Here is a 26,026-nt window from a genome sequence, read left to right as displayed (position 1 = left end):
TTCTGTCTCCCCGGACAAGGCCCATCGCGGGTCAAATGGGGCTTTTTGCGCCCGATTCGCGGCGTCCCGGGCCTAACGCTTCTTTCACCTCGGGGGGCTAAATTCCCTGATTGTGGGGCGGCTTGGACCAAGGGCGCACCCGCGGCGTGCCCTGATCGAGTTGTTTTCATGACCGTTGCCACGTCGCTCATTCCCGGACTGGACGATATCGTCAAACGCGGCGATCCGCGGCGACGCGGCGAGATCGCGCGCGCCATCTCCGAACTGTTCTTCCAGGATTCCGCCAACCTTCGTCCCGAACTCATCGATCTCTTCGACAATCTTCTGATCGATCTCGTGCCGCATGCGGAGCTTGCCTCGCGCGTTGACCTGGCCGAGCGCTTCTCGCGCCTGAACAACGCGCCGCCGCACCTGGTCAATCAACTCGCGCGCGAAAACGAGATCATGGTGGCGGCCCCCGTGCTGCGCCGCTCACCCGTGCTCGATGATTCCGCTCTGGTCGAGATCGCGCGGCTGAAGGGCCAGGGCCATCTTCTGGCGATGACGGAGCGGCCCGCATTGTCGGCTGAGATCACCGACGTGCTGGTCGAGCGCGGCGATCGCGACGTGGTGCGCCGCGCCGCGGGCAATGCCGGCGCGGTGTTCTCGCCGAGCAGCTATTCCGAGATGATCAAGCGCGCGGCGCAGGACGGTGTGCTGACACTCAAGATCGGTCAGCGCCGCGACCTTTCGGGCGAGCACCTGAAAGAGCTTCTCGATGGGACGCTCGACGTCATCCGCCGGCGCCTCTCCAGCGTGGTCAACCCCGCCCGCCAGGTCGAGATCAAGCGCGCGATGGCGGCGATCGAGGAGGCCGCGCTGCCGCCGGGGCCGCGGCGCGATTTCTCAGGGGCACAGCGCACGGTCCTCACCTTGCATCGCGAGGGCCATCTCGGCGAGAGCGCGCTGCTGGGCTTTGCCAAGGCGCACAAATACGAGGAATCGATCGCTTCGCTCTCGGCGATGTCCGGCGTCCGTCTTTCGGTTCTCGATCGCCTGGTCGCAGGCGACCGCTACGATCCGATTCTCATCATCGGCCGCGTGCTGAATCTGGGCTGGCCCACGGTGCGCGCGCTCGTCCTGCTCTGGTACGGTCCGCACCGCACGCCTGCTGATGCCGACATCGAGGCCGCCCGCGTGAACTTCACGCGCCTGATGCCGACGACCGCCGAGCGCGTCGTGAATTTCTGGCGCAACCGGCGGACGATCTAGCCAAGTTCAGGTCTTGCCGTCATGGCCGGGCCTGTCCCGGCCATCCACGTTCTGTGTGCACGAGGCAAAGTCCGTGGATGCCCGGGACAAGCCCGGGCATGACGATCGCGGGTGGGGCGCACAAGAAATCTACACTCGCCTGAACCGCAAATACGCGGCCTTACGTCCTTCGCGTGCGGCCTTCCGGCCGTAGCGCGTCATGGTGTAGCCGTCCCATGGCTGCCTGAAGTCGTCGGCGCGTTCGGCAAGCCAGACGAAATCCTGCGAACGCGCAAGATGCGACAGCGTCCAGGCGCAGTAATCGTCGATGTCGCAGACGAAGCGGAATTCGCCGTTCGGCTTCAGCACGCGCGCCATCGCGGCGATCGTCCTGTCCTGAACGAAGCGCCGTTTCCAGTGCCGCCGCTTCGGCCAGGGATCGGGATGGATCAGGTCGATCCGAGACAGGGATGCTTTCGGCAGCCAGGCCAGCAGTTCGGCGGCATCGCCGGCGAACAGGCGGATGTTGCCGATGTTGGCGGCCTCGATCTGCGCGAGGATCTTTGCCATGCCGTTGACATAAGGCTCGCAGCCGATGAAGCCCGTCGTGGCGAAGCTCTGTGCCTCGGCCGCGAGATGCTCGCCGCCGCCGAAGCCGATCTCGAGCCGCACATCTTCGGCTGCGGGGTCAAAGATCTCGCGGGCGTTCGCTGGCGTTTCGCCGTCGATGTCGAGCGCAAGATGCGGCAGCAGATGATCCACCAGCTCGGCCTGGTGCTGCCTGAGCTTGTGGCCCTTGCGGCGCCCGAAGAAGGCGCGCTCGCTGTCCTCGCGATCGGGGTCTGATTTGCGCTCGCTCATCGCAGCGTCTGATACAGGCGATGGAGCAGCCGCGCGCGCGGTGCGAGCGACGAGATATAGAGCTGCTCATAATGGGTGTGCGCGCCCTTGCCGTCGACGCCGAGTCCGTCGAGCGTTGCGGTCTGCGCGGCGGTGAAATTGCCGTCCGAGCCGCCGCCGGTATGGGTGTCGATCAGCTCGAAGCCGATCTCGGCGGCAACCGTCTTCGCATGCTCGTAGAGTGAGGCGCCTGCATTGCTCTTCTCGTAAGGCGGCCGATTGAGCCCGCCCGTGACCTCGACGGTGACGCCTTCGGTCTTCGACGTCAGCCCAAGGATCTTGCCGACGAACTCGTCGGCGTCCTTGAGGCTCAGTACGCGCAGATCGACTTCGGCATAGGCCTCTTCCGGCGTGACGTTGGGGCGCGTGCCGCCGCGCACCACACCGACATTGACGCTGACGCCGCGCGCGAGGTCGTTCATCCCTTCCAGCGCCAGGATGACGTTGGCGAGCTCGCGGACGGCGCTGCGGCCGTCTTCGGGCCGGGAGCCGGCATGCGCCGGCACGCCCTTGATGAGCACGCGGAAGCGTCCGACGCCTTTACGTCCGGTGACGATCTTGCCGCCGTCACGCGCCGGTTCAGTCACCAGCACGTATTTGGCGTTGCGCCCTTCCTGCTCGATGAGTGCGCGCGAGGTGGGGCTGCCGATCTCCTCGTCGGAGGTGAACAAATGCGTGATGCCTAGCGGCGAGCGTTCGGCCGTCGCGCACAGCGCGCGAAAGGCGTGATGGGCGATGTAGGCACCGCCCTTCATGTCGTAGATGCCCGGACCGAACGCGACGTCGCCTTCGACCTTGAACGGCAGGCGCTCGATGAATCCCATGGGATGAACGGTATCGAGGTGGCTCAGCACCAGGATGCCCGGCCGGTCCTGGCCCCAATTCGACCGCGCCAGGAGATGATCGCCGCAGCCATCGACGCCGGCGATGCGCTCCAGGGTGACGGGCAGATCGCGGTATTGGTCCGCGACCATGGAGACCAGCCTGTTGACCTGTTCAGGCGCTTCCGTCGGCGTCTCGACCTCCACCCAGCGGCGGATGCCATCGAGAATAGTTTGGGAATCGAACCAATTGGAGCTGGCCATGGACGCATCTGTGCCTTTGAATCGCATCATCGAAGCGGACGCGCATCAAGGCGCGGCCATAAATGACGACATAGGCCAGATTTGACGCGGTCTCAAATCGCCATTGAGAAGGCGCGTCAGCGCTTGTCGGGCCCTTCGCGAGCCGCGATCTGCTCGACGAGATCGACGATCGAGCGGCGCATCTTCGAGTCGGTGATTCGCGTGAACGCCTTGGTCAAGGCAAGTCCTTCGGAGGTCGCGAGAAAGTCCGACACGTAAGAGGGCGAGGCACCTTCGCTGAAGCCGTTCGGACCCGGCACGCCGCTCGGACCGCCTTCGAACAGGAACGACACGGGTACCTGGAGAATCTCGGCGATCTGCTGGATGCGGCTCGCGCCGACCCGGTTGGTGCCCTTCTCGTACTTCTGGATCTGCTGGAAAGTCAGGCCCAAAGCTTCACCGAGCTTCTCCTGGCTCATGCCCAACATGATGCGGCGCATACGCACGCGACTGCCGACATATTTGTCAACAGGGTTGGGCGCTTTCGACATTTCCTCAGCCCTCCAAACACCACCCTCAGCGCAATCTTTAGGAATGCCTCAGGTGCAAGCATCGTCAAATCAAACCCTCTTATTGGGAAACATTGCGGAGAAATTTAGCAACGCACCACTGTCTTTTGCAGCCGGCGCAGAATGGGGAGCCCGCGTGCAGTCTGTCAACCGTGGGACTGCGGTTGTCAAAAGTTTCCGGCCGCGTTGCTGACGAGGCTGCAATCAGCGATGCGGCTTGGCGACACGCCGCCGGACGGCCAGAACCACGGCTAGCGCGACGAGCATGGCGGCGGGCACATCGCCCACCCGCGCATAGATGGTCGGCGGGATCGCGGCGGGCAGGCTTGCATCCAAAATGCCTTCGATGCCGAGACCGAGGCTGGCGACGGTGCGGCCCACCGGATCGATCACTGCGGAAACGCCGGTATTGGCGGAGCGAACCAGCGGCAATCCGAGTTCGATCGCGCGCATCCGCGACTGCTCCAGATGCTGATAGGGGCCGGTCGAGATGCCGAACCAACCATCATTGGTGAGGTTCACGATCCAGCCCGGACGCTCATTGCGTCCGGCCACTTCGCCGGGAAAGATGGCTTCGTAACAGATCAGGGGTAGCGCGGGCGGTGCACCGGGTACCGGCAGCGCATGCCGCACCGTGCCGGGAATGAAGCCGCCGCGCACACGCGTCAGTTGCTCGAAACCGAGCTTCTCCATCAGCGCCTGGTAAGGAAGAAATTCGCCGAACGGCACCAAATGCAACTTGTCGTACACAGCGAGCACGCTGCCGTCGTGATCGATGACGTAGATCGAATTATAGGCACGCGTGATCGGCGTGCCCCGCGGCAGGTCGGGCGCGCGGACCGAACCCGTGATCAGCACGGTGCCTTTCGGCAATAGCTCGGCGATTTGTGCCATCGCGTCGGCTTCGCGGGTCAGGAAGAACGGAAAGGCGGATTCCGGCCAGATCAGGATCGTGGCATCGCGCACGCCGGTCGATTGCGGGCCGGAGGCGCGGTCCGACAGCGCCAGGTATTTTTTCATCACCTCCGTCTTGGCGGCGTAGTTGAATTTGGCGTCCTGCTGCAGGTTCGGCTGCATCAGGCGCAACTTGGCGCCTGATACCATCGTGGTCGGATGCAGCGACAGGCGGATCGCGCCAAAGATGCTCATGCCAAGCAAGAGCGCAATTGCCGCCGCCGACACGCGCCACGGCAGGCGACGATCGGACGTGCGGTCGATCAGCGTGGCGGGGCTCGCGAAGATCGCAACCGTCAGGAACGTCATGCCCCACAGGCCGATCAGCGACGCCGTCTGCGCCAGCGGCAGCGGCTCGGATAGCGCATAGCCGAACGCGTTCCAGGGAAAGCCGGTCAGCGCGTGGCCGCGCAACCATTCGCTGACGGTGAGGCTTGCCGCGAGCGCAAGCACCCGCGTGGCGTCCTTGGTCCAGAGCAGGCGTGCCAGCGCAAAGCCAATGGCCGTGAAGATGGACAGATAGGCCGGCAGGCCGAGCACGGCGAACGGCGTCAGCCAGGCGAACACATCGGCATCGACGAAGAAGGCGTAGCCGATCCAGTAGAGGCCGGGCACGAAATAGCCGAGCCCGAACCAGTAGCCGGTCAGCGCCGCGGCCGGGACACCGCGATATCGTCCGGCCCCAGTGCCGTCGATCAGCCAGACCAGCACCGGGAAGGTGATGAACAGCACCGGGAAGAGGTTGAACGGCGCCAGTGCCAGCACCGACAGTGCTCCGGCCGCCATGGCGATGACGGCGCGCTTCCATCCCCAGGCGAGGATGATGGCAAGCGCAATCTGCCGAAGTCGCTGGAACGGACTCACTGTTGGCCGGTCCCGTCGCTCGGCGGCGGGCTGGGCGTGTCATTGGCCGGCGATTGACCGCTGTCCGGCGCGGCCTCGCGACGCCGGCTCTCGCGCTGGGTGCGCGGGGCGGGACGCTCTTTGCGCGTCGCGATGCGCAGCCGCTTGACGCGCCGCGGATCGGCATCGAGCACCTCGACCTCGTAATTGCCGGGGCCCGAGATCACCTCGCCGCGCACCGGCAGACGCCCGACGAAGCTGACGAGATAGCCGCCCAGCGTCTCCACCTCCTCGCCGGCTTCGCCGGTGACGAAATCCTCGCCGATCACCGAGCGGACGTCGTCGAGGCTGGCGCGAGCGTCGGCGATGAAGGCGTTGTCGGGCAGGCGTACGATCGAGGGCGGCTCGTCGCTGTCGTGCTCGTCGTCGATCTCGCCGACGATCTGCTCGACGATGTCCTCGATCGAAACCAGCCCGTCACTGCCGCCATATTCGTCGACCACCAGCGCCAGATGGATGCGCGTGGCCTGCATCTGCACGAGCAGGTCGATCGCCCGCATCGATGGCGGCACGTAGAGCAGCTTGCGGATGATGCGCGCATCCTCGAGAGGCAGCGCGAGATCGACGGCGCGGAGGTCGAGCCCGGCCGGCAGCGGCTTCTTGCGCTTGGTCTTGGTGGCTTCCGACACGCGGGCACGCGCGGTCATGAAGGCGAGCAGGTCGCGGATGTGGACGATGCCGACGGGATCGTCGAGCGTCTCGTTGTAGACCACGAGGCGCGAATGGCCGGCGCTTTCGAAGCGGTCCATCAACTCGCCGAGCGGGATGTCGCGCTTCACTGCGATGATGTCGGCGCGATGCACCATGACGTCGGCGATGCGGCGCTCGTGCAGTCCGAGGATGTTGCGCAGCATGGTGCGCTCGACCGCGGAGAAGCCGGAGTCGCCAGGCGTCGTCGCATCGAGCACGACCTGGAGGTCGTCGCGCACCGATCCCGCCTTCCAGCCGAACAGCGTCCGGATGGCGCGCAGCAGCCATCCTTCCGCGGTCGGGCGCATCACTTCGCCTTGGGTCACCACGGCGGGGAGGTTGGCCGTATGGCGCGGGTTGTCCTGAATTGGGTCGGAATCCGGCATCTCAGTGCGTCCCTGCGCGCTCTGCATAGGGATCGGGAATTCCAAGGTGAGCCAGGATCTGCGTCTCCAGCGCTTCCATCTCCCCGGCGTCGACTTCGTTCTCGTGATCGTAGCCGATCAGATGCAGGAAGCCGTGCACGGCGAGATGGCTCAAATGGTGGTCGAACGGCTTTTGTTCCTCGTCGGCCTCGCGCCGCATGGTCTCGTAGGCGATCGCGATATCGCCGAGCATGCGCGGCGCATCGCCCGGCTTCCACTCACCCTCCGGCTGGAGCGCGGGAAACGACAGCACGTTGGTCGGCTTGTCGATGCCGCGCCAGTTGCTGTTGAGGGTGCGGATGCCGGCATCATCGGTCAGCATCACGGCCACTTCCGCGTCGGCAACGTCTTCGTCGACACTCTCGGCGGCGGCCGCAACGGCGCGCTGGATCACGGCTTCGGAATCGGGCTCGCGCTGCCAGCAATCGGCGACGACGAGGACCTCGGTCATGGGAAGGTTGGGATGGGACATTGTGTTGTCTGGGACGAAAAGGGCCCGTGTCCGCGCCCTCTGGGGTCCGACTGTTGCCTCGTCAGGATTGGCCGGCGGCCGGCCGCTGCGGCGAACCTTCGTAGGCGGCGACGATCCGCGCCACGAGTTCGTGGCGGATCACGTCCTCGGCTTTGAAATGAACTTGGGCAATGCCCTCGACGCCGCCCAGGAGGCGGGTCGCTTCGGCCAGGCCCGAAGTCTGGCCGTTCGGCAGGTCGATCTGCGAGGGATCGCCGGTCACGATCATGCGGCTGTTCTCGCCGAGGCGCGTCAGGAACATCTTCATCTGCATCGACGTGGTGTTCTGCGCCTCGTCCAGGATGATGGCTGCGTTGGTGAGGGTGCGGCCGCGCATGAAGGCGAGCGGCGCGATCTCGATCTCGCCGGTCTGGAGCGCGCGCTCGACGATGCGCGCATCCATGAGGTCGTAGAGCGCGTCGTAGATCGGACGAAGATAAGGATCGACCTTTTCGCGGAGATCGCCGGGCAGGAAGCCGAGCCGCTCGCCGGCTTCCACCGCCGGACGTGACAGGATGATCTTGTCGACCTCCTTGCGCTCGAACAGCTGCGCGGCATGCGCAACCGCGAGCCAGGTCTTGCCGGTGCCGGCGGGGCCGATGCCGAACACCAGCTCGTGGCGCTTGAGCGCGCGGATGTAGGAGTCCTGAGCGGCCGTGCGGGCGCGCACCGGGCGCTTGCGCAGATTGATGCTGTCGAAGGCCGATTTGGCCGATTTGGCGTCGAACTCGAACAGCGAGCCCTGGGCAATCACGGCACGGATCGCGCCTTCGACCTCGCCCTGGTCGAGATCCTGGCCCTTCACGGCCTGCGCGTAGAGCATCTCCAGCACGCGGCGTGCGGCGTCGCAGCCGTCGCGCGTGCCGCCGATGGTGATGTGGTTGCCCTTGGAATCGACGACGACGCCGAGCCGTCGCTCGATCTGCGCGAGATGCTGGCCGTAGGGGCCGACCAGCGCCGAAGCGGCGCGGTTGTCGTCGAAGTCGATGACGACCTGGGTCTCGGGCGGAACTTGCATGTCGCGGTCAAATTTGCGGCTGGGAGCGATAGAAGACGAATCCGATGCGCTTTTTGGCAAGGGTTCAGGCTCCACTGGCTTGCGATAAAGCGGGCTCGCGCGCGGTGCGCGGTGTGGCGAGCTCGCCGAGGAAACTGTAGCGCTCGAGGCTGTCGATCCTGACAGGCAGGATGTGTCCGATGATGTCGGGCGAGGCCATCACGTGAGCGGGCTGGAGGAATGCGGTGCGGCCGACGATCTGGCCGTCCTTGCGCGCCGGACGTTCGAACAGCACGTCGACCGTTGAGCCAATCGCAGCCTTGTTGAAGGCCGATTGCTGGCTGTCGATCAGTTCCTGGAGCCGCTCCAATCGCTGGTCCATCTCGGCGGGGGACACCGTCTCCTGCATGTCCGCGGCCGGCGTTCCCGGCCGGGCGGAGTATTTGAACGAATAAGCCGCAGCGTAGCCGATTTGCGTGACAAGCGCGAGGGTGGCGAGAAAATCTTGCTCGCTTTCCCCGGGGAAGCCGACGATGAAATCCGACGAAAAAGCAATGTTTTGGCGCGCGGTGCGGAAACGGTCGATGACCCGCCGGTAATCATCGGCGGTATGTTTCCGGTTCATGGCCGCCAGAATGCGGTCCGACCCCGACTGCACCGGCAAGTGCACGAACGGCATAAGGGCACCGAGATCGCGATGGGCTGCAATCAGACTGTCGTCGACGTCGCGGGGATGGCTGGTCGAATAGCGCAGCCGCGCAATGCCGGGAATCGTCGTCAGATGCTCGAGCAGTCTGCCGAGCGGCCAGGCTTTCCCGTCCGGTCCCTCGCCATGATAGGCGTTGACGTTCTGCCCGATCAGCGTGAGCTCGCGCACGCCGTTGTCGGCAAGCCGCTTCACGTCATCGACGATCTTCGCGACAGGGCGCGACACTTCGGCGCCGCGCGTGTAGGGCACCACGCAGAAGGTGCAGAACTTGTCGCAACCTTCCTGCACCGTGACAAAAGCGGAAATGCCGCGCGCGCGGATCGCTGCGGGCTTGGGCTGGGCCAGGTAGCCGAACTTGTCCTCGGCCGGAAACTCGGTCTCGATTGCCCGGCCTTCGTCGCCGGCGCGCTTCAACAGCTCCGGCAGATGATGATAGCTCTGCGGTCCCACCACGACGTCCACGGCAGGCGCGCGGCGCACGATTTCCTCACCTTCAGCCTGCGCCACGCAGCCCGCAACCGCGATCTGCATGGTGCGGCCCCCGCGCGCGGCCTCGTCCTTGGCGACGCGCAGGCGGCCGAGCTCGGAATAGACTTTTTCCGAGGCTTTCTCGCGGATATGGCAGGTATTGAGGATGACGAGGTCGGCCTCCTCGGCACTGGCCGTCTCCACGAATCCTTCCGGAGCCAGCGTGTCCACCATGCGCTGGGCATCGTAGACGTTCATCTGGCAGCCATATGATTTGATGTGCAGCTTGCGCGGCGGCGTCATGGAACCCGGAATTGAGATGGAGGACGGCCTTCAGATATAGGCTGGAGGCGCGAAAATCCAGCGAATGGGACATTTGCGCCGTCATTCCGGGGCGCGCGCAGCACGAACCCGGAATCTCGCGCCAAAATCTCCGGATTCCGGGTTCACGCGCTGCGCGCGTGTCCCGGAATGACGGCAATCAGCCGAAATCAGCCCGCCAAAGCGTCCGCCTCGACCCGCCGGACCAGCTCCGGCAGCTGATGCATGTCGGCAAAGAGCAGATCGGCGCCAGCCTCGCGCAGCGTCTCGGCATAGCCGTCGCGGCAATGGCTGCCCCCGTAAAAGCCGAATACGGTCATTCCCGCCGCCCGCGCGCCGGCAATGCCGGCCAGGCTGTCCTCGATCACGACGCAGCGCTGGGGCGGCACACCCATCTCGTTCGCCGCGAACAGGAACAGGTCCGGTGCCGGCTTGCCGTTCTTCACCTGCGAGGCCGAGAAGATGTTCGGCGCGAGGCGCTCGTAGAGGCCGGTGCTCCCCAGGCTGACGCGCATGCGCTGATGCGAGCCGCTCGAGGCGACGCAGACGCGTTGAGGCACCACATCGAGCGCGTCATGAATGCCGCGGATCGCTTCGAGGTCGGCCTCGAACGCGCGGAACAACTCGTCCTGCAGCTCGCCGTGATAGGCCTCGGGCAGCTTGCGGCCGAGCTCGGATTCGATCTCGAGATTGGCCTGCCGCGTCGAGCGGCCGAGGAAGCGCGCGAACACCTGCTCCGGCGTGATCGGATAGCCGTGCTTCGTCAGCACATCCGCATGCGCGCGACAGGAAATGACCTCGCTGTCCACGAGCACGCCGTCGCAATCGAAGATGATGAGGTCGATGGGCACTAAGGCATGATCCGGAAAAGTGTGGAGCGGTTTTCCGACGAGATCATGCCCAACTAGGACGTCGGCTTGTCGTCGTCGAGTGGGACGCAATAGAGTTCGAGCCGGTGATCCACCAGCTTGTAGCCAAGCTTGCGAGCGATTTCGGCCTGGAGTTTCTCGATCTCTTCGGAGGTGAACTCGATCACCTTGCCGTCGCGCAGGTTGATGAGGTGGTCGTGATGGCTATCGCGCATCTGCTCGTAGCGCGCGCGGCCCTCGCGGAAATCATGGCGCTCGATGATGCCGGCGTCCTCGAACAGCTTGACGGTACGATACACGGTCGAGATCGAGATCTTGTCGTCGACGGCGACGCAGCGCCGGTACAGTTCCTCGACATCGGGATGATCGATCGCCTCCGCGAGCACGCGGGCGATGACGCGGCGCTGCTCGGTCATGCGCATGCCGGTGGCGGCACAGCGCGCCTCGATGCCGGACGCCTTGGATGCGGAAGAAGGTTTCAGTACGGTCATGGTTTGTCTGCCTGGCGGGGCGCTTTCTGCCACCGATGTTACGACAAGTCACGTCGCATCAGAAGGGCGTTCAAATGTTCCCCGTCCGGCTGCTTATAGTAGCGTTCGCGGCGCCCGACCACCATGAATCCGGCTCGATCGTAGAGCCGCCGCGCCGGCTGGTTATTTTCCTCGACTTCGAGAAAAATTGTGCGCACGCCGCGCCCTGCGAGGTGGCCGAGATGGGTCATCAGTAGCGTGCGGGAGAGGCCGCGGCCGCGATAGGCCTCGTCCACCGCGATCGAGAGGATTTCCGCCTCGTCCGCGCCGATCCGCGACACCGCGAAGCCGATCGTCCTGCGGCCGAGACGCAAGCGATGCACCAGCGTGTTGCGCTCGCTGAGCATACTCTCGAACTCGCCTTCGCCCCAGCCGCGCGCGAAGGAGGCGCCGTGAAGCTGCGCCAACCGCGCGGCATCGCGCGCGGATGCGGGCTCGACGGCGGCGGTGCCGCCGTGCCACCATTCCGACAGCCATCTCATCATGAGGTTGCGGCTTGTGCTGCAAATGGCGGCTGGGCCGGCGGCTTGGCGTCGGGCGCGCGCAGATAGAACGGTCGCGCCGGATTCGTCGCCGGATCGGCCGCAGCGCCGAGCCATGCGACCCAGCTGATGTCAGGCGCGGCCTGCGCGTCGACCGCGACCGGCTGCGGAATATCCTTCGGCCAGCGCTCGGCGAGGATTCCTGCGGCATTGCCGACCAGGTGCGGCGCGCCGAATTGCGACGCCGCGATCGCCTCGTCGATGCTGGCGACCTTCGGTCGCACCAGCTGGCTGCCGTCGCCGGCGACGATCTGGAAATAGACGTGGTCGTGCCGCGCGTCGATCGCCGAGATCACGGGCGCCGATTTGCTCTGGCCGACGATGGCGGCGGCATAGGCCGACAAGGTGGTGAGGCCGATCGCCGGTCGCTCGGCCGCGAGCGCAAGGCCGCGCGCCGCCGAAATTGCGACGCGCAGGCCGGTGAAACTGCCGGGTCCGACGGTGACCGCGATGCGGTCGACCGAGGTGAAGGCGAGATTGGCCGATTGCATGACGCGCGCGATCATCGGCATCAGGGCCTCGGCGTGGCCGCGCTTCATGAGAAGCTGCTCCTGCGCGAGGAGCTCGCCGGCGTCGGTGTCCAGCACGGCGACGGAGCAGGCGTCGAGCGCAGTATCGATGGCGAGGATCAGCATGGAAAAGCGAATGGCGAGTGGCGAATGGGGAGCAGTCTAGCGAACCAACCGTCTATCCGCCATTCGTCATTCACAATTCGTAGCCCCTGATCGCGCCGCATTTCGTAGGGTGGGCAAAGGCGCTCTTGCGCCGTGCCCGCCACTTTTGTCGCCGAAAGAAACGGTGGGCACGCTTCGCTTTGCCCACCCTACGGCATCTCCTACATCGGCCGGACTTCGACCACGTCGGGCACGAAATGCTTCAAGAGGTTCTGGATGCCGTGCTGGAGCGTCGCGGTCGATGACGGGCAGCCGGAGCAGGCGCCCTTCATGTTGAGATAGACGATGCCGTCCTTGAAGCCGCGGAAGGTGATGTCGCCGCCGTCATTGGCAACCGCCGGCCGCACACGGGTCTCGATCAGGTCCTTGATCATGTCGACTGTTTCGGCATCGGCCTCGTCGAAGAACTCGTCCTCGTCGTCGAGATCGGCATCGCCTTGCGCCGCGCCGTCGGCGAGCAGTGGCGCGCCGGACATGTAGTGCTCCATGATGGCACCGAGGATCGCGGGCTTGAGCTGCTGCCATTCACCGTTCGCCTTGGTCACGGTGATGAAGTCCGATCCGTAGAACACGCCGGTGACGCCGGGTACCTCGAACAGCTTTTCGGCGAGCGGCGAGCGCGTGGCCGATTCGCGGCTGGCAAATTCCATCGGGCTGCCGTCGACCACGACGCGGCCGGGAATGAACTTCAGCGTGGCGGGATTGGGGGTGGCTTCGGTTTGAATGAACATGGTTTTCTCCAGACGTCGCCGGTTCAAGGCCGGCGCGTGCCCTATCCACTAGCAGATGGCGACGGCGAACGCACGATCAAGGGGCGAGGAGGGTGTTTCGTTGTCATATCAGCGGGTTAGGGTGCTGAAATCTCCGCGGCGTCATGGCCGGGCTTGACCCGGCCATCCACGTCTTGCCTGGTCCCGCGAAGAACGTGGATGCCCGGGACAAGCCCGGGCATGACGAGCCCCAATTGCCGCCTATCAGATCGGGATACCTACGACAGCGAATCCACGCTTCCGTCGCTCAGCGCGCCGGAAATGATGGTTACCGGGATCGGGAACGTCCCCACCGCATGCGCGAGCAGCGCAACCAGGGGGCCCGGCCCTTCCGCGCCGGGATTGGCGGCGAGCACCAGCATGGCGATGTCGGGGTCCTCGTCGATCACGGCGAGCAGTTGTTCCATCGGCGCGCCCTCGCGGATCACCCGTTCCGGTGTGATCGCGGCGATGCCGTTGGCCCGGCCGGCGGCGCGGTCGAGCGCGGCCTCCGCTGCTTCCTGCGCCTCCGCGCGCATGATGTCGGCGACCCCCAGCCATTCCTGACTCTGCTGATTGGGCTCGATGATGCGCAGCATCACCACGCCGCCGCCGGCGCGGATCGCCCAGCGGCTGGCATAGTAGACCGCGCGATCCCATTCGGCGGTGTCATCGACGATGACGAGGCATTTGGGCTTGTGACCCGGCTCGAAGCAAAGTCGCTTGCTGGTCATGCATGTCCCGGAATGTGCAGGGACGGCATGCTGCCACACTCCCGCAGCGTTGGGGAGAGGAGATGCGACTGGCGCGCCGGCGCGACCGTCTCTAGCGCCGGTAGATGAAGCCGACGATATCCTTGGAGAGCTTCATCGTCTCGTCGGCGATGGCGCGGGCACGGTCGGCGCCATCGTTCAGGATCGTGTCGATATGGCCGGGGTCGGCGACGAGGCGCTTCATCTCGCCGGCGATCGGCGCGAGCTTGGTGACGCACAGCTCGACCAGCGCGTTCTTGAAGCTGGAGAACTGGCCGCCGCCGAATTCGCGCAGCACGTCGGCCTTGGAACGGCCGGAGAGCGCGGCGAAGATGCCGACGAGATTGTCGGCTTCGGGGCGGGCTTCCAGGCCCTTCTCCTCTGATGGCAGCGGCTCCGGATCGGTCTTCGCCTTGCGGACCTTCTGCGCGATGGTGTCGGCGTCGTCGGTCAGATTGATGCGCGAATTGTCCGACGCGTCCGACTTCGACATCTTCTTGGTGCCGTCGCGCAAGCTCATCACGCGCGTCGCCGGGCCCGTGATCAAGGGTTCCGGCAGCGGGAAGAACAGGCCGTCATTGGCGCCCTGGGCGCGAATCGAGTCACCGAAGTCGTTGTTGAATTTCTGCGCGATGTCGCGCGAGAGCTCGAGATGCTGCTTCTGGTCCTCGCCGACGGGCACGTGAGTTGCGCGGTAGAGCAAAATGTCGGCCGCCATCAGCACGGGATAATCGAACAGCCCGACCGACGCGTTCTCGCGGTCCTTGCCGGCCTTCTCCTTGAACTGGGTCATGCGGCCGAGCCAGCCCATGCGCGCGACGCAGTTGAAGATCCAGGCGAGCTCGGCATGGCCCGAGACCTGGCTCTGGTTGAACACGATGTGCTTGTTGGGATCGATGCCGGCGGCGATGAACGCCGCGGTGACCTCGCGGGTGTTGCGGGTGAGCTCGGCCGGGCCGCCCCAGACGTCGACGCCTTGCGTGATCGCGTGCATGTCGACGACGCAATAGATGCAGTTGTGGGTTTCCTGCATCTTCACGAAGTTGACGATCGCGCCGAGGTAATTGCCGAGATGCAGATTGCCCGTCGGCTGGACGCCCGAAAAGACCCGTTCAACGAATGCCATGGTCAGCTTTCCTGGAAGGTATTCGGCCGTCGTTTCCAACAGCGGCGCTGCCCCGTCAAGGGTATTTCGCTGGGCTCGCGGTCTAGGTGGGCCGTTTCAACGCGTTAACCGCCTCGCGCCACGAGGCCGCGCCGAGGATCTGCAGGAGCAGGCCGTAGACGGCGATTCCGGCCGCGATCTGCGCGCCCAGCACGATGAACTTGATGAAGCCATGGGTCTCGGCAGGCACGAGGCCCACGGTGAGCCAGAGCAGGGCGCCCATGGCGGCTGCGGCGAGCACGATCCGCGGCAGCCGCTTGCGGGCGGTGGCATCGACCGAGAAGCCGAACTCGGCCGTGCCTTTGCGGAGCAATGAGAGCGCACTGCTCCAGGCGCCGGCCGCGATGCTCGCGGCGATCCCGCTCGTGCCGAAGACATGGCCGAGGAGAACCGCGAGCGCGACCGCAACCACGAAGCCCTTGGCCGTGGCGAGCAGCGGCGTCATCGTGTCGCTGCGGGCATAGAAGGCCGGCGACAGCGCCTTGATCAGCACGTGGGCGGGCAGGCCAAGCGCCAGCCACATCAGCGCGTGCGCGGTCGCCGCGCTGTCATCCGCGCCGAACGCGCCATGCTCGAACAGCAGCCGCACGATCGGCTCGGCCAGCACGATCAGGCCGAGCGTGGCGGGCAGCGCCAGCCCCGTCGCAAGCTCCAGCGCGCGCGATTCCGCATGCGCAACCGCCTCGCGGTCGGAGCTGGCGGTGGCCCGCGTCAACTCGGGCACCAGCACCGTGCCCATGGCGACGCCGACGATGCCGAGCGGCAGCTCGATCAGCCGGTTGGCGAAATAGAGCCAGGACACAGCGGACGGCGTCGCGGATGCGATGATCGCACCGGCCACCATCAGCCATTGCGGTCCCGAGCTTGCGATCATGCCGGGAATGGCCTTGGCGAAGAAGCGGCGCATCTCCTTGTCGAAACTCATGCGCAGGGGAGTGGCGAGGCGCGCACTTCGCTGCGACAGCAGCATCAGGAGTTGCAGCAGGCCGGCAAGTCCGACGGTCGCCGCCAGCGCCCACGCCGCGAAAGCCGCATCGGTGTGCCCGACCAGGAGCACAGCGATCGCGGCGATCAAGGCGATGTTGAACAGCAGCGGCGAGAACGCCGTGAGCGCAAAGCGTCCTTTCGCGTTCAGCAGGCCCATCAGCACAGTGACGGGGCCGGCGAAGGCAAGATAAGGCAGCATCAGCCGCGCGTTCTGAACCGCAAGGTCGAGCGTGCCGCTGCCGAGAAAGCCGGGCGCGATGACCGTGATGATCAGCGGCATCGACAATGCGATCAGGATCGAGATCGCGATCAGGGCGGCGCTGACCGTGCCGAGCAAGCGTCCGGCGAACGCCGCCGCGGCCGCCGCGCCATCGCGGTCCCTGACACGCAGCCATGCCGGAATCAGTGCCGCGTTCAGCGCCCCCTCGCTGAGCAGGCGGCGCACCACATTGACGAGCTGGAAGGCCGCCAGGAACGCATCCGCCACGGCGCCGGTGCCGAGCAGCGCCGCGATCAGGGAATCGCGGGCAAAGCCCAGCAACCGCGAGGCCAGCGTTCCCGTCGAGACGGTCAGGAAGGAGCGGATCATCGGACTTACATAATACCGTTGCTTGCCCGCTTGGGGCCGGTCGTGATAGGCCGCGAGCCAGATTTCAGGCCGACAGGAAGCGGATTTCCGCAGGGATCGCAATCCGCCAAACAGGATCAAGGTGAATGGCTGACGTGAAATATGACGTTCTCGGCATCGGCAACGCGCTGTTCGACGTGCTGGTCAGGACCGACGAGGCCTTTTTGGCCAAGCACGGCATGACCAAGGGCAGCATGTCCCTGATCGACGAGGCGCGGGCAGCGGCCATTTACAAGGACATGGGTCCGGCCACGGAAGTCTCGGGCGGCTCGGCCGCCAACACCATCGTCGGCATCGGCAGCCTGGGGGCACGTGCCGCCTATGTCGGCAAGGTCAAGGACGACCAGATCGGCAAGCTCTACGTCCACGATATCCGCGCTGCCGGCGTCGCCTTCAACACGCCCGCCGCGACGGACGGTCCCGCCACCGGTTGCTCCTACATCCTGGTCACGGATGACGGCGAGCGCACCATGAACACCTATCTCGGCGCGGCGCAGGATCTGTCGCCCGCCGATATCGATCCGGCCGAAATCGCCGGCGCTGCAATCGTCTATCTCGAAGGCTATCTCTGGGACCCCAAGAACGCCAAGGAGGCCTTCGTCAAGGCGGCCAAGATCGCCCATGATGCCAAGCGCAAGGTGGCGCTGACCTTGTCGGATTCCTTCTGCGTCGATCGCTATCGCGACGAGTTCCTGGCCTTGATGCGCAACGGCACCGTCGACATCGTGTTCGCCAACGAGTCCGAGCTGCACTCGCTCTACATGACCTCGGATTTCGACACCGCGCTGAAGCAGCTGCGCAACGACGTCAATCTCGGAATCGTCACCCGCAGCGAGAAGGGCTGCATGGTGGTGTCGTCGGAAGATGCCGTCGCTGCGCCGGCCTTCCCGGTCGACAAGGTGATCGACACCACCGGCGCCGGCGATCTCTTCGCCGCGGGCTTCCTGTATGGCCTCGCGCGCAATCTTGCGTACAAGCAGTGTGGCGAGCTCGGCGCGCTTGCGGCCGCCGAAGTGATTCAGCACATCGGCGCCCGCCCGCTGGTGTCGTTGAAGGAGCTCGCCGGGCAGCGCGGGCTGACGGTTTAAGGACGTCGCTCTCTCCCAGCCGTCATTGCGAGCGTAGCGAAGCAATCCAGTCTCCCTCCCCGGAAAGATTCTGGATTGCTTCGTCGCAAGTGCTCCTCGCAATGACAGCGAGGCTCACGCCGTCTTCGCCGCCTTCAGCCCCAGCCGCTGCTCCACGGCATCGCGCATCAGGAACTTCTGGATCTTTCCCGTCACCGTCATCGGGAATTCGTCAACGAACTCCACGTAGCGCGGGATCTTGTTGTGGGCGATCTGGCCCTCGCAGAAGGCGCGGACCTCCTCTGCGGTCAGCGTCTCGCCCGATCGGACGCGGACCCAGGCGCAGAGCTCCTCGCCATAGCGGCTATCCGCCACGCCGAAGATTTGCACGTCCTGGATCTTGGGGTGACGATAGAGAAACTCCTCGATCTCGCGCGGATAGAGATTTTCGCCGCCGCGGATCACCATGTCCTTGATGCGGCCGACGATGTTGCAATAGCCCTCATCGTCGATGACGGCGAGGTCGCCGGTGTGCATCCAGCCGTTCGCATCGAGCACGTCGGCGGTCTTCTCGCTCTCTTCCCAATAGCCCAGCATGACGCTGTAGCCGCGGGTGCACAGCTCGCCGCGTTCGCCGCGCTTGACGATCCTGCCCTCGAGATCGACGACCTTGACCTCGACATGCGGATGGATCCGTCCGACCGTGGAGACGCGGCGCTCCAGGGGGTCGTCCGTCGCGCTCTGGAAGCTGACCGGGCTGGTCTCGGTCATGCCATAGGCGATGGTGACCTCGCGCATGTTCATCTCGGTGTTGACGCGCTTCATCACCTCGATCGGGCAGGGCGCGCCGGCCATGATGCCGGTGCGCAGTGACTTCAGGTCGAAGCTGGCGAATTCGGGATGATCGAGCTCGGCGATGAACATGGTCGGCACGCCGTAGAGCGCCGTGCATTTCTCCTGTTCGATCGTACGCAGCGTCGTGAGTGGATCGAACCCCTCGCCGGGATAAACCATGGTCGTGCCGAGTGTGACGGAAGCAAGATTCCCCATCACCATGCCGAAGCAATGGTAGAGCGGCACGGGAATGCAGATGCGATCCTGCTCGGTCAGGCGCATCGCGCGTCCGGTGAAATAGCCGTTGTTGAGGATGTTGTGATGGGTCAGCGTCACCCCCTTGGGCGATCCCGTCGTGCCACTGGTGAACTGGATGTTGACGGGGTCGTCGAATTGCAGGGCGGCGCCGAGCGCCGCGAGTTGCTCGTGATGCTCCGCTCGGCCGATGCGGGCGACTTCTTCGAACGGGATCGTGCCTGATGCTGCCGGGCCGCCGATCTGGATGACATTGCGCAGGGCCGGCAGCCGTGCCGCCTGCAACTGCCCTGGCTTGGCGGCTGACAGCTCCGGCAAAAGCGTGTTGAGCATCTCCATGTAGTTGCTGGTCTTGAACGCGGTCGCGGTGACGATCGCCGCGCAGCCGACCTTCTTCAGCGCAAATTCCAGCTCGCTGAGTCGATAGGCGGGATTGATCGTCACCAGGATCAGGCCGGCCTTGGCGGCGGCGAACTGGGTCAGCGTCCATTCTGGCCGGTTCAGTGACCAGATTCCGATCCGCTGCCCCCGCTCGAGGCCGAGCGCGAGAAAGCCGGCGGCGAGCGCATCGACCCGCTCGGCGAATTCTCGCCATGTCCATCTCACGCCGTGGCTGGGAGAGACCAGCGCTTCGCGGGTCCCCCAGCGCTGCGCGGCCTGGTCGAGGCTGCGGCCGATGGTGTCGCCGAGCAGCGGCGCGTCCGAGATGCCGCAAACGTAGCTGTCCGCTTTATCAGTCAATTCAAAGTCCTTTCGTCAAAGACAGTCGGCGCGGTCGCCTTCGGTCGTCATGCCCGGGCTTGTCCCGGGCATCCACGTTCTACGTGCCGCGGTAAGACGTGGATGGCCGGGACAAGCCCGGCCATGACGGTCAGTTTCTCACGCCGCCTTCTGTCCGCTTCCCGTATCGAGCCCGGCATAGACCCCGCGCTCAAATCCCGCGAACGCTTCCAGGCATTTCGCGTCGGCGAACGGCAATAGCTGCATCAGGATCACGCCGGTGACGTCGCGGGCCGGGTCGATCCAATAATAGGTATTGGCGAGGCCCGCCCAGGCGAGGCTGCCTGCGCTGCGTCCTTCCGCGGTCTTGGCGGTGTTGATCATGAAGCTGAGGCCCCACTTCTTCACCTGCTCCGGGTAGAGGTCGACATCGTTGGTGTACATCGGTGCCGCCGTGGTCATCTTGCCCATGGCGAGGTCGCCGATGTGATTTTGTCCCATCGTCGCGACCGTCTCGGCCTTCAGCACCTGGTTGCCGTTGCCGCGGCCCTTGTTGAGGATCATCTGGGTGAACTTGATGTAGTCGGCCGCCGTCGCGTAGAGGCCGCCCCCGCCCATGTGGAATTCCGGCTCCTGCTCGAGCTCGAACGGGATCGATGCGAGCTGGCCGTCCTCGCCGCGCGCATGCATGCCGACGAGGCGCTTGCGCATGTCGTCGGTGATCTTGAACGCCGTGTCGCTCATGCCGAGCGGGTTGAACAGATTGTCGCGCAGGTAAGCGTCGAGCCGCTTGCCGCTGGCAGCTTCGACAGCCTTGCCGACGAAATCGATGTTGGTGCCGTATTCCCAGCGCGTGCCGGGGTCGGTCATGACAGGCGTCTTCAGCGCCGCGTTCTGGCAAGTGGTGATGGCGGGAATGCCGTTCTTGTCGAGATAGACCGCGAGATCGCCGTTCCACATGTTGTAGCAGAAGCCGGCGGTGTGGGTCATGAGCTGGCGCAGCGTGATCGGCCGCTTGGCCGGCCGCAGCTTCGCCTCGCCCTTGGCATCGAAGCCTTCGAGCACCTGCGGGTTGGCGAGATCTGGCAACACCTCGCCGATCGGCGCATCCAGCGACAGCTTGCCCTGCTCGACCAGCTGCATCGCGCCTGCCGAGGTCACCGCCTTCGTCATCGAGGCGATCCAGAACACGCTATCCGCCGTCATCGCATCGGGCTTGGACAGGTCGCGCTTGCCGAACGCGCCCTGATACAGCACGTCGTTACCGCTGGCGGCGATCGCGACGACGCCGGGAATCTCCTTGGCGTCGCTCTTCTGGCGCAGGATCTCGTCGATCTCAGCTTTGCTCTGCATGCGTGTTTCCTCCGGTTTGATTATTGTTGGAAGTGATCGATTGTCCTCCCGCACGCCCCGCGCGGCAAGCGCGTCCGGATGCCATCGGTGGTCGCGATGTCGTGACTTGACGGTCCATGCTCCACGCAGGACGACGGACGGGCCGAACGGCAACACTCCGTCACAATCTGCGGTGGAAGGCCGTACTTCGCCGTGACCGTGGATGGGCTCTGGCGATATGCTTCACGTGTTTGAAGCACCTGAAACATTTTGTGCGTTGCGGCGTTCAGCACTCGGCCCAATCGGCGGCCGACGTTAAGACTTGATGCAAATTGGCGGCTGCTGAACGGCCGCGAGGGGATCTCAGATGATTTCGACCTGGAGCGAATGGAAGCGCTATCCCCGTCCCGGACGGGGCGAGAATCTGGAGGCGCCGATTTCGCCCGGCATCTACGAGGTGCGCATCGCCGGCACCGGCGCACTCTATTCCTTCGGTGCGGTCGACAATCTGGCGCAATCCCTGGCGCTGCTGCCGGTCGGCTCGAAAAACTGGTTCGGCCGCCGCAACCCGTCCGACGTTCCCGATCTCGAATATCGGACGTGCGCAACGTCGTCGAAGGCCGACGCCAAGGCCGCGGCCGAGCGCATGATCGGCCGGCGTGAGACCTATATGAGCGGCGCGGCGTAGAGCATGATCCGGAAAAGTGTGCAGCGGTTTTCCGGAAAGATCATGCTCAAACAATAAGTTCGCCGCTCCCAACTTAGCCCCCCAGCAGATGTGCGTTACGGGGCGGTGCATTGCGCGCTGCTTATCCCTATATTCCGGGCCGATCCGATCGCCCTCAGGGAGTCCGCCATGACACCGACCGCCGCCGCACGCGCCACGCAAGCCTCGTCCAATCTGCGCGACCGGTTGAAGGACCCTTCGCTGCTGAAAGAGGCCTGCTACATCGACGGCGCCTGGGTCGGCTCGCCGGTTTTCGCCGTCAACAATCCCGCGACCGGCGTGGAGCTCGCCAAAGTTCCGCAGCTTGGTGCTGATGATACGACCAAGGCGGTCGAAGCCGCCGAGCGCGCGTTCCCGGCCTGGGCCAAGCATACCGCCAAGCAGCGCTCCAACATCCTGCGCAAATGGTTCGAACTGATTATCGCCAATCGCGAAGACCTCGCGCTGATCCTCACCTCCGAGCAGGGCAAGCCGCTTTCGGAGGCGCTCGGCGAGGTCGACATCGGCGCCGCCTATATCGAGTTCTTCGCGGAGGAAGCCCGCCGCGTCTATGGCGAGACCATCCCGACGCAGCGGCCCGATGCGCGCCTGCTCGCGATCAAGCAGCCGAGCGGCGTCTGCGGCGCCATCACGCCGTGGAATTTTCCGAACTCGATGATCACCCGAAAGGTTTCACCCGCGCTCGCGGCCGGCTGCACCGTCGTGCTCAAGCCCGCCAATGAAACGCCGCTGTCGGCGCTGGCGCTGGCCGTGCTCGCCGAGAAGGCCGGCATCCCCAAGGGTGTGCTCAACATCATCACGGGTGACGCGCCGCCGATCGGCAAGGTGCTGTGCGAGCATCCGGCGGTGCGCTTCGTCGGCTTCACCGGCTCGACCGCGGTCGGCAAGATCCTCTATCAGCAGGCGTCCGTCGGCGTGAAGCGGCTTGGCCTGGAGCTCGGCGGCAATGCGCCCTTCGTGGTGTTCGACGACGCCGACATCGACGCCGCGGTCGAAGGCGCAATCGTCTCGAAATATCGCAACATGGGTCAGACCTGCGTCTGCGCCAACCGCCTCTACGCCCAGGACAAGATCTACGACGAGTTCGTGCAGAAGCTGTCGAAGAAGGTCGCCGCGATGAAGATCGGCGACGGCACCGAGAGCGGCGTCACCCAGGGCCCGCTCATCAACATGAAGGCGGTCGACAAGGTCGAGCGCCACATTGCGGATGCGGTCAAGCGCGGCGCCAAAATCGTCACCGGCGGCAAGCGCAGCGAGCTCGGACGCTCGTTCTTCGAGCCGACGGTGCTGGCCGACGTCAAGTCGGACTCGCTGGTGTCGCAGGAGGAAACCTTTGGTCCGCTCGCGCCGGTGATCCGCTTCAAGGACGAGGCCGACGTCATTGCGATGTGCAACGCCTCGCCGTTTGGCCTGGCGTCATATTTCTACTCCCGTGATCTCGGCCGTGTCTGGCGCGTCGCCGAGGCGCTGGAGTCCGGCATGGTCGGCGTCAACACCGGCCTCATCACCACCGAAGTCGCGCCCTTCGGCGGCGTCAAGGAAAGCGGCCTGGGGCGCGAAGGCTCGCGTCACGGCATGGAAGAATATGTCGAGATCAAATACGTGATGATGGCGGGGGTCTAACCCGGCGATCGGCGATGCGCGCCGGCGATTGAATTCGCCGGCGCGAATGGCATCAGCGGCACACGTAGGCGCCGTTCACATAGACGCGGACGCATGCTGCGCCGGCAGCTGCCGCACCTACAGCCGCTCCCCCTACGACCGCGCGTCGCGTGGTTCGACGGGCGACGCCGGCAACGCTCGCGGGAGTTGCCGGCCGGCCGACCCTGGCTTCAGCGCTTGGAACGCCGAACGCGATGCCGGCGTCGTTTGACCAGTTGGTCGAGCCGAAAATTCCGCAGCCCAGAACGGCTGCAAAAAGTAACGTTTGCTTGGTGCCGACCAGCCTCATGGCAATCTCCCTCGTTGTTGTATCAAGCCGAGGTGGTCAGCTTTCTTTCATCGTTGGCTCCCGGTTTGATCTGGATCAATGGAGTCGAGATCGCAGCCCAGTTGGAGCCAAAGGTCGGCGCAAAGCGCCGCCCCATGACAATTTCCGCGAAATCAGGATTTCTCAGCTCATCGCGAGATCCCGGATTGCGTTTCGCTCCATCCGGGCTACGAGCCCATCACCGCCGCAGCACCGCGATGGTGCGGTTTGCGAATGTCAGCCGCTCGGCCATCACCGACACGAAATACGTCAGTAGCTTGTGGCTGAGTGCGGGGTCCTCGTCCCGGATCGCGTCGAACTGATGCGTGTTGAGCACGTAGAGCACGCTGTCGACCTCGGCCTGGATCGTGGCGCTGCGCGGCGAATGCGACACCAGGCCCATCTCGCCGATCGTGGTGTAACGGCCGAGGCTGCGCACGCGGGTGGTGCGATCGTCTTCGGCGGGCACCATAATGCCGACGCGGCCGTCCAGGATGAAATGCATGGAATCGGCGGGATCGCCGGACTGCACGATGATCTCGCCGGCCTCGACCTCGATGCGCTGGCAGCGGCGGATCAGATGGTCGGCATCGTTCTCGCTGTCGAGTATCCCTGTGAACCAGCCGCGCAGACTGGCTTCTTCCTGAACCAGGCCCTGATGCTGTGCGATGATCTCGTTCTCGCACCATTCCAGCGCATGATCGAGTTCGGGGATGATGGTGACGCCCTCGCCGACGAAATCGCTGGAGCGCAGCACCTTCTCGGTCGCGGCCGACAGGTGCACCAGGATCAGCTCGACGCCGAGATCGGCCGCGCTGCGCTTGATCTGGGCAAAGCTGTAGGCCGCCGACGAATCGACGCCGGTGACGAGCTTGAAGTCGAACAGCAGATAGCGGCACTCCGGGCGCGCCTGCAGCAGTCGCTTGACGTGCTGGTAGAGCCGGTTGGCCGAGCCGAAGAACAGATAGCTCTGCAGATTGAGCCCCTGGATGTTGCCGCCATGGGCCAGCAGCACCTCCTGGTCGTCACGCGAGCGGTCGAGCGAGGAGCGGTATTCGGATCCGTCGAAGCTGTACTTGATCGACTCCACCCGCGCCGCGCTGAAGGCAAAGGTCGCGCAGCCGATGATCACGCCGATCAGGATGCCCGGCACGAAGCCCCAGGTGACGATGATGACGATGATCGCGATCAGCGAGAGATATTCGAGCTCCGAAAGCCGCCTGCGCGATTCGACGATCCATTTGTGCAGCTGGTCGGCGCCGAGATAGAGCAACAATCCGCCAAGCACGAATTTCGGGATGTAGCCGAGCAGTTGGGGCGCGATCGCGAGGATCAGCAGCGACAACGCCGAGGCGGTGAGGCCGGACAAGCGGCCGCGGCCGCCGCTGGAGAAATTGAGGATCGTGCGGCTCACCGAGACGCAACCGGAATAGCCGCCGAGCACGCCGGTCAGCATGTTGGCCGTGCCGGTGACGTTCAGCTCGCGCTCCAGGTTTGCCTCGCGATGCACGGCCACCTCGATGCCGGTGGTGTTGAACAGCGTGCTGGATGCGGTGACGAAAATCACGGCGACGAGATTGCCGAGCAGGTCCGGTACGGCGAACCAGGGATATTGAATGAAACCGTCGGCGTGCCAGGGCACCATGAAGGAGGCAGCCGGCGGCGGCCGGAACGTCCAGCCGAGCGCGCGGGCTTCGTCGGGCGAGATGCCGGAGATCCAGAACGCCAGATGCGCCGTGAGCACGCCGCCGACCAGGATGACCGGCAGTCCGAACGGGCTGCGCGAGCGGTGCCAGGTCAGATACAGCACCAGCGCCATGGCGCAGGCCGCGCCCAGCTCCGACAATGCGACGCCGTCGGCGAAGCGCGGCAGCGTGGCGAGCTGCACGGGATGGTCGGTGATCACCCGGATCGCGCCCGTGACGATCAAGAGCCCGGTGGCGCCGAGAAAGCCGCCTACCACGGGATAGGGTACGTAGCGGATCGCCCGGCCCATCCGCGTCAGGCCCAATCCGCACAAGACGACGCCAGTCAGCACAGTTGACAAGCAGAGCGTGGTCAGGACGGGTGAGAGCAGCGGCGCCGACGGATCGGCCGCCGCGATGCGTTCGACCAGCGAGGCCATCAAAATTCCCGTCACCGCGGCGGTCGAGCTGTCGGGTGCGGCAATCGCGAAGGGCAGGGAGCTGCCGAGCGCGATGGCGGCGGCAAGCACCGCGGAGCTGATGAAGGTCGCCGCGATTCCGTAGGACAGATAGGGCGACAGCGGGCCAGCGAATATCAGCAGCGAATAGGACAGCCCGAACGTGACGGTCAGGACGCTGGCAGCGCTGCCGCCCAATATGTCATTCAGCGCACGCTTGACGGCCGGGTTGAATCGAGCAGCCGGACTGAAAATAATTGCTGGATCGGTCACGCCGTTGCGCTCGCTCCTGAAAAGTCAGTCTGAGACGTAGACGACTGCGGGCTTAACGCAACTGGATTC

Annotated in this window: 24 protein-coding genes; 4 read left to right on the top strand and 20 right to left on the bottom strand. The window is 65.0% G+C overall.

Annotation, left to right across the window (positions count from 1 at the left end):
• Positions 1-168 precede the first annotated feature (168 nt).
• On the top strand, positions 169-1,251 hold the full coding sequence (locus tag IVA81_RS08025; protein WP_247314458.1) for a DUF2336 domain-containing protein: 1,083 nt from the start codon (positions 169-171) through the stop codon (positions 1,249-1,251).
• 129 nt (positions 1,252-1,380) lie between these two features.
• Here the strand turns inward: IVA81_RS08025 and trmB are convergent, their stop codons facing one another.
• The 16 genes from trmB to murJ form a co-directional block, all read right to left on the bottom strand.
• Entirely contained in the window at positions 1,381-2,091 is a 711-nt protein-coding gene (trmB, locus tag IVA81_RS08020; protein ID WP_247314457.1) for a tRNA (guanosine(46)-N7)-methyltransferase TrmB, read from the bottom strand.
• Complete coding sequence (locus IVA81_RS08015; protein WP_247314455.1) at positions 2,088-3,245, bottom strand: M20 family metallopeptidase; 1,158 nt, start codon at positions 3,243-3,245, stop codon at positions 2,088-2,090. Before IVA81_RS08015 ends, trmB begins: the two co-directional genes overlap by 4 nt.
• An 86-nt stretch (positions 3,246-3,331) precedes the next feature.
• On the bottom strand, positions 3,332-3,745 hold the full coding sequence (locus tag IVA81_RS08010; protein WP_183248336.1) for a helix-turn-helix transcriptional regulator: 414 nt from the start codon (positions 3,743-3,745) through the stop codon (positions 3,332-3,334).
• Between the two features lie 222 nt (positions 3,746-3,967).
• Complete coding sequence (lnt, locus tag IVA81_RS08005; protein WP_247314454.1) at positions 3,968-5,581, bottom strand: apolipoprotein N-acyltransferase; 1,614 nt, start codon at positions 5,579-5,581, stop codon at positions 3,968-3,970.
• A complete protein-coding gene (locus IVA81_RS08000) occupies positions 5,578-6,696 on the bottom strand; it encodes a hemolysin family protein (RefSeq protein ID WP_247314452.1) in 1,119 nt (372 codons plus the stop codon). The genes lnt and IVA81_RS08000 overlap by 4 nt, the downstream gene beginning before the upstream one ends.
• Before the next feature lies 1 nt (position 6,697).
• Positions 6,698-7,207, bottom strand: a complete 510-nt coding sequence (gene ybeY, locus IVA81_RS07995; protein WP_247314450.1) for an rRNA maturation RNase YbeY — start codon at positions 7,205-7,207, stop codon at positions 6,698-6,700.
• Between the two features lie 61 nt (positions 7,208-7,268).
• Complete coding sequence (locus IVA81_RS07990; RefSeq protein WP_246930139.1) at positions 7,269-8,264, bottom strand: PhoH family protein; 996 nt, start codon at positions 8,262-8,264, stop codon at positions 7,269-7,271.
• Between the two features lie 64 nt (positions 8,265-8,328).
• On the bottom strand, positions 8,329-9,723 hold the full coding sequence (gene miaB / locus IVA81_RS07985; RefSeq protein ID WP_247314448.1) for a tRNA (N6-isopentenyl adenosine(37)-C2)-methylthiotransferase MiaB: 1,395 nt from the start codon (positions 9,721-9,723) through the stop codon (positions 8,329-8,331).
• Positions 9,724-9,911: 188 nt separating this feature from the next.
• The gene (locus IVA81_RS07980; RefSeq protein ID WP_247314446.1) at positions 9,912-10,592 is read right to left on the bottom strand and encodes an HAD family hydrolase; all 681 of its coding nucleotides are present in this window, start codon (positions 10,590-10,592) and stop codon (positions 9,912-9,914) included.
• A 53-nt stretch (positions 10,593-10,645) separates the two neighbouring features.
• Positions 10,646-11,101 (bottom strand): Fur family transcriptional regulator, encoded by a 456-nt coding sequence (locus tag IVA81_RS07975; protein WP_246930131.1) that lies wholly within the window; start codon positions 11,099-11,101, stop codon positions 10,646-10,648.
• A 38-nt stretch (positions 11,102-11,139) separates the two neighbouring features.
• Positions 11,140-11,625 carry a ribosomal protein S18-alanine N-acetyltransferase gene (gene rimI / locus IVA81_RS07970; protein WP_346659376.1) on the bottom strand — a complete coding sequence of 162 codons (486 nt, stop codon included), beginning with the start codon at positions 11,623-11,625 and terminating at the stop codon, positions 11,140-11,142.
• A complete protein-coding gene (gene tsaB / locus IVA81_RS07965; protein ID WP_247314443.1) occupies positions 11,622-12,317 on the bottom strand; it encodes a tRNA (adenosine(37)-N6)-threonylcarbamoyltransferase complex dimerization subunit type 1 TsaB in 696 nt (231 codons plus the stop codon). Before tsaB ends, rimI begins: the two co-directional genes overlap by 4 nt.
• A 200-nt stretch (positions 12,318-12,517) precedes the next feature.
• Positions 12,518-13,087 carry a NifU family protein gene (locus IVA81_RS07960; RefSeq protein ID WP_247314441.1) on the bottom strand — a complete coding sequence of 190 codons (570 nt, stop codon included), beginning with the start codon at positions 13,085-13,087 and terminating at the stop codon, positions 12,518-12,520.
• Positions 13,088-13,344: 257 nt separating this feature from the next.
• On the bottom strand, positions 13,345-13,839 hold the full coding sequence (locus IVA81_RS07955; protein ID WP_247314440.1) for a universal stress protein: 495 nt from the start codon (positions 13,837-13,839) through the stop codon (positions 13,345-13,347).
• Between the two features lie 91 nt (positions 13,840-13,930).
• Entirely contained in the window at positions 13,931-14,983 is a 1,053-nt protein-coding gene (gene trpS / locus IVA81_RS07950) for a tryptophan--tRNA ligase (protein WP_247314438.1), read from the bottom strand.
• A gap of 82 nt (positions 14,984-15,065) precedes the next feature.
• Positions 15,066-16,598 (bottom strand): murein biosynthesis integral membrane protein MurJ, encoded by a 1,533-nt coding sequence (murJ, locus tag IVA81_RS07945; protein WP_247314436.1) that lies wholly within the window; start codon positions 16,596-16,598, stop codon positions 15,066-15,068.
• A 125-nt stretch (positions 16,599-16,723) separates the two neighbouring features.
• Between murJ and IVA81_RS07940 the strand changes: the two genes are divergently transcribed.
• Positions 16,724-17,725, top strand: coding sequence for an adenosine kinase (locus tag IVA81_RS07940; protein ID WP_247314434.1), 1,002 nt, complete (start codon positions 16,724-16,726; stop codon positions 17,723-17,725).
• A 114-nt stretch (positions 17,726-17,839) separates the two neighbouring features.
• Here IVA81_RS07940 and IVA81_RS07935 read toward each other — a convergent pair whose 3' ends face one another.
• Both IVA81_RS07935 and IVA81_RS07930 read right to left on the bottom strand, forming a co-directional pair.
• Positions 17,840-19,534 (bottom strand): AMP-binding protein, encoded by a 1,695-nt coding sequence (locus IVA81_RS07935; RefSeq protein WP_247314432.1) that lies wholly within the window; start codon positions 19,532-19,534, stop codon positions 17,840-17,842.
• 138 nt (positions 19,535-19,672) lie between these two features.
• Entirely contained in the window at positions 19,673-20,866 is a 1,194-nt protein-coding gene (locus IVA81_RS07930; RefSeq protein WP_247314431.1) for a serine hydrolase domain-containing protein, read from the bottom strand.
• A gap of 346 nt (positions 20,867-21,212) precedes the next feature.
• On the opposite strand from IVA81_RS07930, the gene IVA81_RS07925 reads away from it, so the two are divergent.
• Together IVA81_RS07925 and IVA81_RS07920 are read left to right on the top strand one after the other, a co-directional pair.
• A complete protein-coding gene (locus tag IVA81_RS07925; RefSeq protein ID WP_094894365.1) occupies positions 21,213-21,533 on the top strand; it encodes a hypothetical protein in 321 nt (106 codons plus the stop codon).
• Between the two features lie 168 nt (positions 21,534-21,701).
• On the top strand, positions 21,702-23,195 hold the full coding sequence (locus IVA81_RS07920) for an NAD-dependent succinate-semialdehyde dehydrogenase (RefSeq protein WP_247314429.1): 1,494 nt from the start codon (positions 21,702-21,704) through the stop codon (positions 23,193-23,195).
• A gap of 52 nt (positions 23,196-23,247) precedes the next feature.
• Here the strand turns inward: IVA81_RS07920 and IVA81_RS07915 are convergent, their stop codons facing one another.
• Positions 23,248-23,523 (bottom strand): hypothetical protein, encoded by a 276-nt coding sequence (locus IVA81_RS07915; RefSeq protein ID WP_247314427.1) that lies wholly within the window; start codon positions 23,521-23,523, stop codon positions 23,248-23,250.
• Positions 23,524-23,740: 217 nt separating this feature from the next.
• Positions 23,741-25,957, bottom strand: coding sequence for a SulP family inorganic anion transporter (locus tag IVA81_RS07910; protein ID WP_247314424.1), 2,217 nt, complete (start codon positions 25,955-25,957; stop codon positions 23,741-23,743).
• Positions 25,958-26,026: the final 69 nt, after the last annotated feature.

It is taken from the genome of Bradyrhizobium sp. 141 (assembly GCF_023074055.1).
Taxonomy (GTDB): Bacteria; Pseudomonadota; Alphaproteobacteria; order Rhizobiales; family Xanthobacteraceae; genus Bradyrhizobium.
Note: the sequence above shows the minus strand (reverse complement) of the source record. Positions and strands in the feature narration are given on the sequence as shown.

Bases quoted from the DNA above. Each gene is read 5' to 3' on its own strand.
- IVA81_RS08015 (WP_247314455.1), bottom strand. From the start codon at position 3,245: ATGATGCGATTCAAAGGCACAGATGCGTCCATGGCCAGCTCCAATTGG.
- IVA81_RS08000 (WP_247314452.1), bottom strand. From the start codon at position 6,696: ATGCCGGATTCCGACCCAATTCAGGACAACCCGCGCCATACGGCCAAC.
- tsaB (WP_247314443.1), bottom strand. From the start codon at position 12,317: ATGCTGATCCTCGCCATCGATACTGCGCTCGACGCCTGCTCCGTCGCC.
- IVA81_RS07990 (WP_246930139.1), bottom strand. From the start codon at position 8,264: ATGCAAGTTCCGCCCGAGACCCAGGTCGTCATCGACTTCGACGACAAC.
- trmB (WP_247314457.1), bottom strand. From the start codon at position 2,091: ATGAGCGAGCGCAAATCAGACCCCGATCGCGAGGACAGCGAGCGCGCC.
- murJ (WP_247314436.1), bottom strand. From the start codon at position 16,598: ATGATCCGCTCCTTCCTGACCGTCTCGACGGGAACGCTGGCCTCGCGG.
- IVA81_RS07960 (WP_247314441.1), bottom strand. From the start codon at position 13,087: ATGTTCATTCAAACCGAAGCCACCCCCAATCCCGCCACGCTGAAGTTC.
- miaB (WP_247314448.1), bottom strand. From the start codon at position 9,723: ATGACGCCGCCGCGCAAGCTGCACATCAAATCATATGGCTGCCAGATG.
- trpS (WP_247314438.1), bottom strand. From the start codon at position 14,983: ATGGCATTCGTTGAACGGGTCTTTTCGGGCGTCCAGCCGACGGGCAAT.
- IVA81_RS07940 (WP_247314434.1), top strand. From the start codon at position 16,724: ATGGCTGACGTGAAATATGACGTTCTCGGCATCGGCAACGCGCTGTTC.
- IVA81_RS07975 (WP_246930131.1), bottom strand. From the start codon at position 11,101: ATGACCGTACTGAAACCTTCTTCCGCATCCAAGGCGTCCGGCATCGAG.
- rimI (WP_346659376.1), bottom strand. From the start codon at position 11,625: ATGATGAGATGGCTGTCGGAATGGTGGCACGGCGGCACCGCCGCCGTC.
- ybeY (WP_247314450.1), bottom strand. From the start codon at position 7,207: ATGTCCCATCCCAACCTTCCCATGACCGAGGTCCTCGTCGTCGCCGAT.
- IVA81_RS07925 (WP_094894365.1), top strand. From the start codon at position 21,213: ATGATTTCGACCTGGAGCGAATGGAAGCGCTATCCCCGTCCCGGACGG.
- IVA81_RS07955 (WP_247314440.1), bottom strand. From the start codon at position 13,839: ATGACCAGCAAGCGACTTTGCTTCGAGCCGGGTCACAAGCCCAAATGC.
- IVA81_RS07915 (WP_247314427.1), bottom strand. From the start codon at position 23,523: ATGAGGCTGGTCGGCACCAAGCAAACGTTACTTTTTGCAGCCGTTCTG.
- IVA81_RS08025 (WP_247314458.1), top strand. From the start codon at position 169: ATGACCGTTGCCACGTCGCTCATTCCCGGACTGGACGATATCGTCAAA.
- IVA81_RS08010 (WP_183248336.1), bottom strand. From the start codon at position 3,745: ATGTCGAAAGCGCCCAACCCTGTTGACAAATATGTCGGCAGTCGCGTG.
- IVA81_RS07930 (WP_247314431.1), bottom strand. From the start codon at position 20,866: ATGCAGAGCAAAGCTGAGATCGACGAGATCCTGCGCCAGAAGAGCGAC.
- IVA81_RS07920 (WP_247314429.1), top strand. From the start codon at position 21,702: ATGACACCGACCGCCGCCGCACGCGCCACGCAAGCCTCGTCCAATCTG.